Consider the following 13,950-nt stretch of genomic DNA (forward strand, 5'->3'; position numbering starts at 1 on the left):
AGCTTTTTTGGTACATTGAAGACTGAATTAACCCATCATAAAATTTATCAAACTAGACGACAAGCAAGACAAGATATATTTGAGTATATTGAAATTTTTTATAACAAATTTAGAATGCATTCTACTTTAGATTATAAAAGTCCAGAAGAATACGAAAATGAGAGAAAAACCACTAAACTATGTGTCTAATTTAATGGGGGAACCTCATAATGCTGTAGCAGAAAGCTTTTTTGGAACACTAAAAAATGAATTAATTCATCATAAAGTTTATCAAACTAGACGACAAGCAAGACAAGATATATTTGAATATATTGAAGTTTTTTATAATAGATTTAGAATGCATTCAACTTTAAACTATAAAAGTCCAGAAGACTACGAAAATGAGAGAAAAACCACTAAACTATGTGTCTAATTTAATGGGGGAACCTCAAAAAATGCTTTAGCAGAAAAACTCTGATTAGATAAACAGACTATTAGTGATTTTTTAGACTATTTTATTGCATCTCTACCTTACTTTTTCAAGGAAAAGATAGTATTTTTGTCATGCGAAAGTTGAGTAGATAATAAAAATAATTATTATAATCATTACATATATTTATCCTAAAATAAATGATATATGAAATAGTAAAATTTTAAAAAATTTGCTTCAAGTACAGTACACAAGTTAAATGTTTTAAGAAATTATATAATATAACCTTTACTATTAATAATCATAACCTTGTGGCTATTAAAGAATAAATTTTATACAAATAATTCTCTTATAAATAAAATTATTTTAACTGAATATATTTTTAAAAAAATATATTATTAATTTTATAAAGCTCTTTCCAGTAATCAACTCTAATAGTGTACTAAACAAAAAATATATAACGATACCAATTACAGTATCACTCATTTGTAATCTCATACTATCTCTCCTTTCATTATTATGAATAACTATACATTTAGACTGAATATTAATTAGTAGATTTTAATAACAATAGATTCTATAGTATTTGTTGTTACATTAAAGATTAGATATCTCAAAGATATAAAATTAAACTATTCAAACTATATAGATTGAATTAAAGAATTTCATTAATCAAAAATTCAAATTATTTAGCAACTAATCTAGTTAATTTAGGAGAATTTAAAACAAAATTGATTCTAAACTATTAATTTATTCTTTTGCCTTTAATTCGTGCGATTCATGTTAATTTGTTGCAAAAAAGATTTTGAATTCTTTAAGAAAAACATTAGTTCAACTTATATAGTTAATTAAAATAAATCCATTATCAAATTTATAATTCTGTAATTTTAATTTAAAGTAAAATTAATTATTAAGCAAATCGGAATGGATATCCATTCCGATTTGCTTAATAATATAATAACCCTTTATCTACTATACCATGTTCCACTTTCATGTTGCCTTCTAGCACTTTCATTTGCAGCAGGAATTACATAATTCTTTATTCCTCTAGCTACATTGCTAGCAACACTTCGACCAGTTATCATTTCAGAAACAGCGTCAATAGCAACACTTGCAGAAAATCCTGCCCAAAAGCCACCACCATCAATATCTATCAATTCTTTCTCATTTAATCCCTTCATAATCATTCACCCTTCCTCAAATATTATTTTTACCTCTCGAGAAGCATCTTAACTATATATTACCATAGATGTTTTAATTTGTACATTGTACTATAGTACAAATTTTTGGACTATTTCCACTTAAAACTATACTATAGTATAGTTTTAAGTGACCATAAACCTTAATAAAAATTGCACTCCTCTAGATTAATTTAAACTTTTTCTATCTTAGAATAATTAAAAATGAATAGAATATTTTACTGTAACCTTCTTGTGCCCATGACTATCAACAGAACCTGATACAGTTAATGAGTGATTTTTCCCACTACCATTAATAGCCATTAATTCCTGCTCAGTTAATGTTCTCATTATAGCTCACCTCCTTTCAATATCTAAATATTAAATAAAATTAATTTCTCTAAAAACTATATCTTTTCTATTAGTATTTGATTCTCTATACTGGATGCTGCCTTATTCAATAACTCCCTTAATTGCTGATAATCTTTAACCTCCACTTTAATTTTATTAATCTTTAAGTCAAAATTAACAATAACTTTATCCTTCTCCTTTGTATAATCTAATCTCAATTCTCCTACATTATTTTTCATTTTTATATTTTCAGGTAAATAATTCACTTTATATCCTTGTGGTATTTTAATTTCAACACTTCTACTATCATTTCTTGTATTTCCTAAATCAATTGGATAAATTCTTTTATCAGGTTCCATTATTTCGCTTAAATCAATAGTAGATCTTAATGGTTGTATAGTAAATAAATTCCCCATTTTTTTAGCATAATTACTTACTTGCATAGAATCAAGTTCTATTTTGGCATTTTTATCCAAATCTTCTATCCCTTCAAATTTAATATTATTTAATTTAATTTGATGAAAAAGAGGACTAATCATTTGCTTTAAAATTAATTTTCTCTGCTCTTCATTATATTCATTAAAAAAACTTTTAAATCCAAAATCATCAACCCCACTAGATTTTCTAACATAATCAATCACTGCACTACCATCTTCATTCAACTTTACATTCTGTTCCCTAATAATTTTATTCTCTACAGCCTTGCTAATAGGTGTTTTAGCTAATTTATCACTTTCAAGTAAAAAAACATTCTTATTTTGATCACCAGGCAAAACACCATACATAGTTCCATTGTTGGTTGGGTCTAAATATTGATTCTTTTTAGGCAAATAAACAATCATATGATTAAACTGACTAGGACTTACTATCTCTAAATCAGGATTATAACTACGATTTATCACTACAGGTTCTGCTTCAACTCCAATCTCTCTTAACATAGCAATTAATAATGTAGCCTTTTCTTTACAAACACCATACTTATTTTCAAAAGTTTCTACAGCAGGATATGGCTTGTAACCACTTTCACCAAACTGCAAACCTACATATCTAATCTGCGAGGTCACATAATTATATAGTGCTTTAATCTTCTCTTCTTCACTATTAGCACCCTTAATAAGTTCTTTAATTTTATCTCTTAATTCATCATTTACATCATATTGATTATCGATTAATCCTTGATACCATTTACTAACTTGACTCCATGAATCAAGAGTAGAAAATTTAATAATAGGAGCAACATCCATTAAAGGAGGCATCCATGATTCTTTAATAATAGCTGCTATATCTTTATCTGCCCAAACATATTCCGTAACACCCTTATTTTCTGTAATTGTTGGTTTTAAATCTGTAAATCGCCCTCTATAATTTATCTTTTTATCTATAGGTACTTTAAGTACAAATCTTTTCTCTTTTATTGGTTCAATAGATTGAAACATTTCTTGATACCAAAATTCACCTTTAATATCAGATTTCTTTATTGTATCAATATAATCCAAAACTATAATACTACCTGGCTCTACCCCTGACATGGATATAACTTTTATTCTAGCATCAGAATAAATACTTGCTTGAGCAGCTTCGGGATCTGTTATTTCATTAATAGCATCCTCTTTAGGCTTAATTACTGTTCCATCTTTCTTAATTGTTTTTGCTTCCAATACTTCAATATCCTCTATTGATTTATCAAACCAAATCTTAAACTCCCCAAATTTATCTATTCCTCTTTTATTAAAAACTTTTATTATAATTCTCTCATGAATCTTACCTTGATCTCCTGTATAATCAGCTATTGTTTCATTTTTTAAAATTACTGCTCCTGCTTGGGGATAATCCTGTTGAGAAGGTGCAGTAGCTAGCAACTTAGTTATATCTGTATTACTAGCAGATACTTGATTAGTAGTTAGCACAAATGCTATTATTAGCAAACAATATGTAATTGTTAATCTTTTTATTCTCATATTTTCACCTCTTTAATTAATTTATTATAAAATCATAGTTCTATAGTAGGAACTCTAATCACTCTCAGATTTTTACTCACTTAATTGTTTTATTAATCGCCACCTTCCCGAATTATTTCTAGCCTTTGAGAAGAACCAATAACTATATATTACCATATAAATATTAATTTGTATACTGTACTATAGTATAGTTTTTCACCTAATTTCCACTTCTAACTATACCATAGTATAAACTTTTTGAGTTATTGACTAGCTATTTATACGATAGTATAGTTTTAAGTGACCATTATCTTAATCAAAACTAGATATTATTTCTTTACTTTTTAGATAAATTAACCTATCATTTTAGTTAAATTTAAATATTGCCTCAACAACGAACTTTATGTTTTTATAAGTATATTAATAAATTTTGGATATTAGGTGGGAAGATATTAGAGGACTAAATCAACCTAACTACCTACCTTCTAACTACCTAACCACCAAAATAAAAGTATTACATCATATATTGTAAGTATACTCTACCTCAATCACTCAATATATTGCTTTAATATCTTAATCGCCTCATAATTTTTCATCTTCTCTGCCAAATCTAAAGCAGTAGTGCCATCATCCTTAGCGGCATTCACATCTGCCCCTGCTTCTATTAAAAATTTCACTAACTCTGGATTGCCATTATATGCTGCCGCCATTATAGCAGTTCCACCATCATCTCTTTTGGCATTTACATCTGCTCCTTCTGCCACTAAAAACTTTACTACTTCTATATTTCCTTCTTGAGTTGCTAACATTAAGGCTGTTCCACCAATATTCTCTGTAGCATTAATATCTGCTCCTGCTTCTACTAATAATTTGGCTATTCCCAAATTTCCAATATATGCTGCCCCCATTATAGCAGTTTTACCATCAGCTGTTCTAGCATTTATATTTGCTCCTGCTTCTACTAATAATTTGACTCCTTTTAAGTTCTCTTTATCAATTGCTGACATTAATGCTGTAAATCCACTATTCATTGTAACATTAGCATCTGCTCCTGATTTTAATAAAAATTCTGCTACTTCTAAATTACCATTATAAACTGCTGACATTAATGCTGTCCATCCATTGTTCATTGTAGCATTAACATCTGCCCCTTCTTTTACCAAAAATTTCGCTACTTCTATATTTCCTTTATCAGCTGCTAACATTAATGCTGTGTCACCACTGCCTTTTTGTGCATTAACATTAGTTCCTGCTTCTATTAATAATTGGACAACTTCTAAGTTTCCTCCTTTAGCTGCTTCCATTAATGCTGTCCATCCATCATTCATTGTAGCATCAATATCTGCTTCCTCTTTTATTAAATACTTTATCATTTCTATATTACCCTGTCTAGATGCTAACACTAATGCTGTCTCACCACTGTCATTTTTCACATTAACTCTTGCTCCGGTTTTTACTAATAATTTGGCTACTTCTAAGTTTCCCTTTTGAGCTGCTAACATTAAAGCAGTATCACCACTCTGATTTACAGCATTAACATTAACACCTTCTTTGAGTAAAAATTCAGCTACTTCTAAACTCCCCTTCTGTGCTGCTACCATTAGAATAGTAGCACCATTCTCTTTTCTAGCATTAACATCAGCTCCTTTCTTTACTAGAAATTTAGCTGCTTCTAAGTCTTCTTCTTTAGTTGCTTCCATTAATGCTGTCCATCCCTCTTTCACTGTAACATTAACTTTAGCTCCTTTTCTTATTAAAAATTCTGCTAATTCCAAATTTCCTTTATTAACTGCTAACATTAATGCTGTCCATCTATTATTCATTGTAGCATTAAGATCTGCTTCTTTTTTTATCAAAAATTTTGCCACCTCTAATTTTCCATTATAAACTGCTGACATTAACGCTGTCCACCCATTATTCATTGGAGTATTAACCTCTGCTCCTGATTCTACTAATAATTGTGCTATTTCTAAACTTCCTTCTTGAACGGCTAACATCAATGCTGTATCACCTTTATTTGTTGTAGCATTAACTTTAGCTCCTTTTCTTATTAAAAATTTGGCTAATTCCAGATTTCCCTCATTAGATGCTATCATTAATGCAGTTATACCATCATTTGTTCTGACATTAACATCTGCTCCATTATTCACTGCTATTTTTATCTCTTCAAAACTTGCCTCTTTACAAAAATTTACAAAATCATTAAAAGCATTAGGATGCTTAACCAGCAACTCTATCTTCTCTTCAGACCAGTCAGGGTGATTCTCATACATTGAGACAGCCATTCTAACTTCACTTTCACTCCAGTCGGGGTGAACAGTTTTAATCATTTCCTCCTTAGCTGATTGACAACCTGTTAAGAATAAAAATAATAATATAATTGCTAATTGCTTATATATTTTTCTCATGTTAAAGTTCCTTTCTTTTATAGTTTTTAATGGTTCAACAACAAACTTTGTGATTACAAATAATAATAAATTTAAATTATTATCTAGCTACGGGTTTTAACCCGTAGTTGAGGCAGAATCTATAGAGCCACCACAGGTTAAAACCTGTGGCGGATTAATCACGAAAAGTCTGTAAAACTTGAAGGAAGGGGGTAATAATACATTTTGACAAAAATCGAGAAAGACCGGAAATATTTATTCTCTATCCAACTAATTGCTCATATAGTTCTTGACTCTCTTTTTTAAACTCTTCTGATTTATTTCTCCCTTCTACCAATACATTAATTGCCTCTTTTATCTTATTATACTCTACTAGAGTCTCTGCTAAATCATGATAAGGAGCCATATAATCAGTATCTGTTAATTCTATAGACTTTTTCAAAAATTCTATTCCTTCTTCTTCATTTTTTAGCTTGCAAAGTGATAAACCAATTTCTCTATGAGCTTCAATATTATTAGCATCTTTTTCTAAAATCAGCTTACTTACTTCTATAGCTTGACTGTAGTTTTTTAACATAAAGTGAGTCTGAGAATACAAATTTAAAGCTTCCATGTTATTTCTATCAATTCTTAAAGCCTTAGCAAGTAAAATCTCTGCTACTTGGAAATTCCCTTTTTCAAATAATATCCTTCCCTTCATATATAGGTCTTCAAAATCATCTACTTTATCTATCTTACCTTCTATTTCTTTCATATCAACATTGTAAGTACAATATTTATTTTCGGAGTAAACATCTCCTTCAATCAAAACTCTAGGATTTGGACATCCTCCTAAACATTCATCTCCATATTGACATTTTGCACATAATCCTTTTAAATCTTTTTTATTTATCTTATTTATCCACTTAAAGCTATCTGGATCTTCTAAAATATCCTTTAAAGGTCTTTTTCTTATATTTCCTTCTATAAACTCTTTATTTTTCTCTCTAAAAGTAACACATCCCATTATATCTCCATTGGGTAATATAGCAAAAGTTTCTCTACCAGCTGCACAGCCCCTCCATAAGAAATTATTTTCTTCCAAATCTTTATTATAAAGTTTCTTATAATTTATCTTATCTACTTCAAGCCTTTGGAAGCTATAATAACCAAAACAATCACCAAGATAAACAATCATATTATCCTCTTCTTTACTTACTCTATTAGCAAAGTCAATTACCTCTTTCATTTGTGCAGGATCTATTACTAAACTATCTAAAGATTTGAAATTACCCATAGGTAACCCTAATTGCAATTGCCATTCTTTGACATCGTTCTCTTTTAATAGGACTTTCATCTGCTCCAGTTCATTTAAATTCTTTTTAGTTATTGTTGTAGCTATTACTACACTTTTATCCCTTTCTCTTAATAAATCTAAAGCCCTCATTATTTTTTGAAAAGAACCTTCTTTTCTCATAAAATCATGGGTCTCTTCCAAACCATCTAAACTTATTCCAAATCTACTAACTCCAGCACCTATTATTTCATCTACCCTCATCTCATTATCTAAAGACCAAGCATTTGTCAGTAGACCCACAGTCAATCCTTTGTCCTTTAACCTATTAACAATTAACTTCCAATCTCTTCTCTGTATGGCTTCCCCGCCAGAAATAACAATCCTTTCAAGACCCATTTTAGCCAATTCATCACATAATTTAAGTGCTTCTTCTGTACTTAACTCGTCAGCTAAGGCTTTTTTATAACTAGAGCCACAATGCTTACATCCCATATCACAAATACCTGTTATCTCCCACACCGCTAATACTCTTTTATAATCCATATCAATTCTCCTTCCTTATTAAACATCCTATTTTTATGTTTGTACTAGTTCAATTTAAATATAAAAACTATCAGGGAAATTATTTTCTCAAATTTTTATCTTAATCATCTTTAGAACAAAGTGGGCTATCAACCAGTTTTCTAACAATTAAAATTACTAAAAATTAATTCAAAATATTTTTGGCCACGCGTCCTGAAGGAAGTTATGACTGAAGAAGTAGTCTTGGGCTGAATATTCACTAATTTTCACTAATCAAAAATTAAGACATTAATATCTAAATATTCTTTCTTTTGACCTTGATTCGTGTGTAATTCGTGGCTAATAAAATTTTTTATTATTAAGTTATTCCCCCCCTTCTAAAAAAGCATAATTTCCTTAATAATAAAAGTATCATTAAAATCATTTTACCTTAGAAGATAAGTTCTTCTTTTCACTAAGCTCTTTTTGTATTATTGATACAGGCATCATAATTCTACCAGAAAGAGCGTGTGGGAAATCACCAGATATAGGAAGTTTAGCTAAATCTTCTTGTTTACCATAACCACCTGTGATTTCTTCTAATTCCTTTAGTGATAATTCTTTTCGTTTATTTTTAACCATCAATTTAATCTTCCTTCATAATATTATTTATTCATCTGTTGCAGAATTTCTATAGCCTTATTATACTGATTCCAATACCATATACCAGCTTGTCGTTGCTGTTCATTCCACTCTTCTCTACTCAATTCTGTCTGACCTTTAACAGATTCATAAGAAATCGCTAGGAAACCTCCATCTATTATCATTAGTTCTTTTCTTGTCAATTTTTTCATTAAAATGCCCCTCTCTTGATTATATTAATTACATAAAGCAACTTTATATACAATACGAAAAAGAATTTAAATTTCTTTAGCCACGAATTAACACTAATCAAACACGAATAAAAAAAGCAAAAAATTAATTTAATAAATAATTTTTCTGAACTTATTCGTGCAAATTCGTGTGATTCGTGGCAAAAAATCATTCTTGTTTGCTCTTTTTCTCTTAAAATTTCTAATATGAAATCTTTATTGGTTTCTATATAGCATATATAACACTTATTCAAACAAAATATCCAGTTATAGAGTCAACACACTTCTAAGTTCAAAAACTTTAGATTCTTCTATGGAATAATAAGTTATGAAAGGGCATTATAATGCCCTTTCATAATAAAATCATACTACTAGAATTTGAATGGTCCTTCATCAGGTTCAGTTGGTGGCATAGCAATCACACCGGAAAGTGTTGGATGCTTAACGGTTCCAAATATAGAATCCGTAGAACTTCCAGTATAACCCCCTGTAATCTTTTCTAACTCCTCTAATGATAATTCAACTTTTTTACTCAGCTTTTTACTTGCCTTTTTCTCTTTAACCATCGATTTCACCCCTTTCACAATAAAAGAATAATTCTAAAAATCTCTTGACATAGCAATCGCCCCAGATGTTCTAGTAAGTATTACTTCAGGATTTTTGGGCAACATAATAATATTACCAGAAAGCATTGGTGGATTAAATCTAGTACTTGTAGAATTTCCAACACTATACCCACCTGTAATTCCTTCTAATTCTTCTAATGATAATTCAATTTTTTTACTTAGCTTTTTATCTTTAGGCATCTATCTCACCTCCTTTTACAATAAAAATAATATTAAAATTATAATGGTTAATTAACCCTATTATCTTTACTAGATATTCCCAATTATCCTAATAAATCTTTAATTCGTTCTGTCCAATCTGAATCTGGTAGCATGACTCCATAACGGCTAAGAGGCATATCTGGCATCATAACTCCATAGCGACTAAGGGGTATACTCTTATTGGAACTAATATCTTTTGAAACTTTATTAAAACCACCTGTAATTTCCTCTAATTCCTCTAGTGATAATTCGGTTTGTTTATTTTTAGCCATCTGTTTCACCTCCTTTCATAATAGAGCTTGAATTTTTAATATTAATAATCCCACTTATTTCTCCAAAACCTTCTTTTTAACCATCCTCTTTTACTAATACACTAGGCTTGAATGATAACCAATCTGACTTTGGCTTCGTGATTCCATAACAGAAGTGGCCAATATATTCAGTTGATGGTGAATAATCTCCTAAAACATCTGAAATAATATCTTTTGAAACTTTATCAAAACCACCTGTAATTTCCTCTAATTCCTCTAATGATAATTCGGTTTGTTTATTTTTAGCCACCTGTTTCACCTCCTTTCATAATAAGATTTAGAACTCTAATTATTATTGAATAACTTCTAGCTGATTAATTGATTATATAATTGCTCACTTTGTTCTATAAACTTCTCAGATGCTTGTCTTCCTTCCTCAAGTACAGAAATAGCATCATTTTTCCTATTATGTTCCACTAAAGTTACTGCTAAATCATAATAAGGGTCCATATAGCTTTCATCTGTTAGTTCTATTGATTTTCTTAAAAATCTTATTCCTTCTTCTAATTTTCCTAATTTAGCAAGAGATAACCCCATTCCTTTATTGGCATATACATCTTCTGATTGCTGAGCTAATACCTTTTCATTTACTTCTTTTGAATCAGTATAATTTCCTAACATAAAGCTTATATATCCATAAAGCTTCATAAGTTCTAAATCATTACCTTTAATATCTAAAGCTTTAGATACCAATATTTCTGCTAACTGAAAATTCTCTTTTTCAGCTAATATTCTACCCTTTACTGCTAATTCCTCAAAATCACTTACCTTGTCTATTTTCTCTCTTCCCTTTTGTATAGCAATATTATAAGAACAATATTTATTCTCTCCGTGTACATCCCCTTCCATTACCAAACGAGTATTTGGACATCCTCCTAAACATCTCTCTCCAAAATGGCATATTTTACACAGACCATCTAGTTTTTCTTTCTTCATTTCTCTGTTCCATTTAAAATTATTTTCATCCTCCCAAATTTCTCTTAAGGATTGATCTCTTATATTTCCTTCTATAAATTCCTTATCTCTAATTGAAGTACATCCTAATATATCCCCATTATGTAATATCCCAAAACTATACTTTCCTGCTGTACATCCTTGCCATATACCAGTAGAACCTTCGGTAGCAGCAGATTTTTTTCTAACTTCAATTTCTTTGAAGTTATAATATCCTAAACAATCAGCCAAATCTATAATGATTCTACCTTCTTTGCTTACATCATAAGCAAAATCAATTATCTCATCTACCTGCTCAGGGTCTATTACCATATCTTTATTTTCTTTAAAATTTCCCATTGGTAGGCCTACTTGAACCTGCCATCTCTTGATTCCCTTTTCTATAAATAACTCTTTTAAATCATTTAACTGGTCTATATTATCTTTATTTATAGTTGTTATTGCAGCTGAATAGACTCCTTTCTCCTTCATTAAATCAAAAGCAGACATACTTCTTTGAAAAGAACCTTCTTTTCTTATAAAATCATGTGTTTCTTCCAATCCATCTATACTGATGGCTATAGTTCCAATACCTGCTTCAACTACTTTATCTAGTATCTCTTCATTTAAAAGCCAGCCATTTGTAATAATATTAGGAATAACATTATTTTCTCTTAATCTTTTAGCAATTAAATGCCAATCTTTTCTTGTGGTTGGTTCCCCCCCTGATAGTGTAATCCATTTTAAACCTAATTCTCCTAATTGGTCACACAAATCCAAAGCTTCTTCCGTTGTCAACTCTCCCTCTAAGGCTTCTTCGCAACTAGAACCACAATGTTTACATCTCATATTACACCCCATTGTTATTTCCCAAACACTTGCTATAGGATTATACTTCAATTTAATTTCCCCCTTCTAAAATTAATTTTTAGATATAGAGGTAACTTGTGTAAGTTACCTCTATTCATTAATTAATACAAATCTTTTGGTGGTTGTACTGCATATAATGAGACTAATGTTCCTGGTTTTAATACCTCTATCGGTTCTGGATATTTAATTCCATAATACATAACTACAGGTGGATTTCCCCAATCTATATTTCCAAGGGAAAAACCTCCTGTTATCTCTTCTAACTCTTCTATTGACAGCTTCTTTCCTTTAGTATTATCCATCTTTCTTAACCCTCCTAAGAATTTAAGTTTTTAATTATCTTTTGGTGCGTGCACCATATTTCGTTCCCAGAAAAGGGTAGGAAACTTCATCATTGTGAGGTACGAATACAACACCATACTTCATTCCCGGAATATAATAATGATCTAACTGTTTCCCATTTTCTTCTGGCGACATTTTAAAACCACCTGTTATCTCTTCTAACTCCTCTATTGATAACTTCTTTTCTTTAATATTAGCCATCTTGCTCATTCCTCCTAATCTTTACCTGTTTGGTTAACTTCTGGTATTAACACCCCATACTCAGGTGCTGGACAATATGGCAAAACTCCATAATCCATAGCCATATGAATATAATTCATGTCACCTTTTGACGGCATATCAAAACCACCTGTTATCTCTTCTAGCTCTTCTACCGATAACTTCTTTCCTTTAATATTATCCATCTGTCTTACTCCTTAATTTTGCTATTGCTAATTTCATGTCTTCTGGTAACATAATTGCATAAGCCATAAGCATATACGCCTCAGCCATATCAGTTTCTGAGAAACTAGTACTAAAACCACCTGTTATTTCCTCTAGTTCTGCTGTTGATAATTGAATTTCTCTTAAATTTTTCTTTTGATTCTTTACTTCAGACATTAGAGTTTACCTCCTTCTTTATTTATATAGGTACCTAAAATTTGTATAAATGGTTTTAAAAGATACCTTATCATAATTTTACCTGTTTTTACCTTAAATGTACACTGTACGAAAGTACAGTTTTTTTACTAATTTCAAATTTCAACTATACTATAGTACAAACTTTTTTCGAATTTCCACTTAAAACTATACTATAGTATAGTTTTAAGTGACCATGCTTTTTAAAAAATAGAAGAGCTGACTCTCTATTTCAGAAAGCTTACTTTTATTTAACTCATCTTCTATTTCTCTTTTCACACTTAAATCAGCTATATTAAAACTTGTCATACCTCCATCATCTTTGCAAAAAACAACTTCTTTATTACCCTTAAATTGATATCCATTTAATGAATTGATACTAATAACCTCATAATCAAAATAAATATAATTTTCACCTATAAAAATACTTCCTATCTGATCTAATTGAAAATAAATGGTTAAAGCTATTACTAATGACAAAAAGTCCCTAAAAAATTTATCTATTCCTCTATTTAATCCTGTTACAAGAAGAATGAAATCTAAAACAATTAAACCTAAAGGTACATATTTAATTAAACTAATAGCTGGAGAAATCTTCTTTCCCTTATCTATCTTTCTTAAATATCGCCGATTAAAATCCACCATTATTATATAAGAAAATAAAAGTATAAGTATTTACCTAAATATAAAATCAGATAAATTAAAATCTTTAATGCTAAACTTCAAACAAAAACTAGAACATATTAAAAATAATATCCAAATATTTTTATCAAAAAAAAAAAAAAAAAAAAACAAATCCAAATAATCCTTTTAAAGTTTTTATCATCTTATCACTCAAATCTATTTATCATTTCCATCCTTATATGTTTTTATAATACTTATAAAAACTAATACTAAAATTAAATATTTATTATATTCTCTGGGTAAATAAAAAAATAAAAATCCAAATATAAGCATTGTTATCACATCTATAATTGTCTTAATTATAATTGATTTTCTACTTTCCTCATCTTCTTTTAAAGTCATATATCTGCTAATAAAACTGACTTTCCCCCTGTTTGTGAGACAGTAAGTTAAGGTATATAATATAATCATTCAAGGGGGAATAAAAATGACTGAATCTAAAAGAACATATGAT

General features: G+C 29.5%; 19 protein-coding genes and 1 pseudogene. 2 read left to right on the forward strand and 18 right to left on the reverse strand.

The window, feature by feature from the left end:
* Positions 1 to 189: IS3 family transposase (locus tag BX659_RS17745; RefSeq protein ID WP_143786669.1), on the forward strand; the 189-nt coding region annotated here is incomplete at its 5' end.
* Positions 190 to 208: 19 nt separating this feature from the next.
* Positions 209 to 412, forward strand: a pseudogene (locus BX659_RS17750) (IS3 family transposase); the annotation flags it as partial.
* Between the two features lie 962 nt (positions 413 to 1,374).
* Here the strand turns inward: BX659_RS17750 and BX659_RS17755 are convergent.
* The 18 genes from BX659_RS17755 to BX659_RS19170 all read right to left on the reverse strand — a co-directional run bounded on the left by BX659_RS17755 (position 1,375) and on the right by BX659_RS19170 (position 13,838).
* Positions 1,375 to 1,590 (reverse strand): hypothetical protein, encoded by a 216-nt coding sequence (locus BX659_RS17755; protein ID WP_097019569.1) that lies wholly within the window; start codon positions 1,588 to 1,590, stop codon positions 1,375 to 1,377.
* Between the two features lie 216 nt (positions 1,591 to 1,806).
* Complete coding sequence (locus BX659_RS19550) at positions 1,807 to 1,938, reverse strand: hypothetical protein (protein ID WP_258176160.1); 132 nt, start codon at positions 1,936 to 1,938, stop codon at positions 1,807 to 1,809.
* 56 nt (positions 1,939 to 1,994) lie between these two features.
* Positions 1,995 to 3,896, reverse strand: coding sequence for a DUF3857 domain-containing protein (locus tag BX659_RS17760; RefSeq protein WP_097019570.1), 1,902 nt, complete (start codon positions 3,894 to 3,896; stop codon positions 1,995 to 1,997).
* A gap of 527 nt (positions 3,897 to 4,423) precedes the next feature.
* A complete protein-coding gene (locus tag BX659_RS17765) occupies positions 4,424 to 6,283 on the reverse strand; it encodes an ankyrin repeat domain-containing protein (RefSeq protein ID WP_097019571.1) in 1,860 nt (619 codons plus the stop codon).
* A gap of 241 nt (positions 6,284 to 6,524) precedes the next feature.
* Entirely contained in the window at positions 6,525 to 8,081 is a 1,557-nt protein-coding gene (locus BX659_RS17770) for a radical SAM/SPASM domain-containing protein (protein WP_097019572.1), read from the reverse strand.
* Positions 8,082 to 8,480: 399 nt separating this feature from the next.
* Positions 8,481 to 8,681 (reverse strand): hypothetical protein, encoded by a 201-nt coding sequence (locus tag BX659_RS17775; RefSeq protein WP_097019573.1) that lies wholly within the window; start codon positions 8,679 to 8,681, stop codon positions 8,481 to 8,483.
* A gap of 23 nt (positions 8,682 to 8,704) precedes the next feature.
* The gene (locus tag BX659_RS17780) at positions 8,705 to 8,893 is read right to left on the reverse strand and encodes a hypothetical protein (RefSeq protein WP_097019574.1); all 189 of its coding nucleotides are present in this window, start codon (positions 8,891 to 8,893) and stop codon (positions 8,705 to 8,707) included.
* 389 nt (positions 8,894 to 9,282) lie between these two features.
* The gene (locus tag BX659_RS17785; protein WP_097019575.1) at positions 9,283 to 9,477 is read right to left on the reverse strand and encodes a hypothetical protein; all 195 of its coding nucleotides are present in this window, start codon (positions 9,475 to 9,477) and stop codon (positions 9,283 to 9,285) included.
* 33 nt (positions 9,478 to 9,510) lie between these two features.
* Positions 9,511 to 9,717, reverse strand: coding sequence for a hypothetical protein (locus tag BX659_RS17790; RefSeq protein WP_097019576.1), 207 nt, complete (start codon positions 9,715 to 9,717; stop codon positions 9,511 to 9,513).
* Positions 9,718 to 9,800: 83 nt separating this feature from the next.
* Complete coding sequence (locus BX659_RS17795; protein ID WP_097019577.1) at positions 9,801 to 10,010, reverse strand: hypothetical protein; 210 nt, start codon at positions 10,008 to 10,010, stop codon at positions 9,801 to 9,803.
* A 76-nt stretch (positions 10,011 to 10,086) separates the two neighbouring features.
* Positions 10,087 to 10,299 carry a hypothetical protein gene (locus BX659_RS17800; protein ID WP_097019578.1) on the reverse strand — a complete coding sequence of 71 codons (213 nt, stop codon included), beginning with the start codon at positions 10,297 to 10,299 and terminating at the stop codon, positions 10,087 to 10,089.
* Positions 10,300 to 10,355: 56 nt separating this feature from the next.
* Positions 10,356 to 11,882: a radical SAM/SPASM domain-containing protein gene (locus tag BX659_RS17805; RefSeq protein ID WP_097019579.1), complete on the reverse strand. Its 1,527-nt coding sequence runs from the start codon at positions 11,880 to 11,882 to the stop codon at positions 10,356 to 10,358.
* Between the two features lie 71 nt (positions 11,883 to 11,953).
* Positions 11,954 to 12,154, reverse strand: coding sequence for a hypothetical protein (locus BX659_RS17810; protein ID WP_097019580.1), 201 nt, complete (start codon positions 12,152 to 12,154; stop codon positions 11,954 to 11,956).
* 34 nt (positions 12,155 to 12,188) lie between these two features.
* A complete protein-coding gene (locus tag BX659_RS17815) occupies positions 12,189 to 12,395 on the reverse strand; it encodes a hypothetical protein (RefSeq protein WP_097019581.1) in 207 nt (68 codons plus the stop codon).
* A 14-nt stretch (positions 12,396 to 12,409) separates the two neighbouring features.
* A complete protein-coding gene (locus tag BX659_RS17820; protein WP_097019582.1) occupies positions 12,410 to 12,598 on the reverse strand; it encodes a hypothetical protein in 189 nt (62 codons plus the stop codon).
* A complete protein-coding gene (locus BX659_RS17825) occupies positions 12,591 to 12,794 on the reverse strand; it encodes a hypothetical protein (protein WP_097019583.1) in 204 nt (67 codons plus the stop codon). The genes BX659_RS17820 and BX659_RS17825 overlap by 8 nt, the downstream gene beginning before the upstream one ends.
* Before the next feature lie 204 nt (positions 12,795 to 12,998).
* Positions 12,999 to 13,457, reverse strand: a complete 459-nt coding sequence (locus BX659_RS17830) for a hypothetical protein (protein WP_097019584.1) — start codon at positions 13,455 to 13,457, stop codon at positions 12,999 to 13,001.
* Positions 13,458 to 13,652: 195 nt separating this feature from the next.
* Positions 13,653 to 13,838: a hypothetical protein gene (locus BX659_RS19170; protein ID WP_097019585.1), complete on the reverse strand. Its 186-nt coding sequence runs from the start codon at positions 13,836 to 13,838 to the stop codon at positions 13,653 to 13,655.
* Between the last annotated feature and the right edge of the window lie 112 nt (positions 13,839 to 13,950).

This window comes from Orenia metallireducens, from assembly GCF_003001995.1.
Taxonomy (GTDB): Bacteria; Bacillota; Halanaerobiia; order Halobacteroidales; family Halobacteroidaceae; genus Orenia; species Orenia metallireducens_B.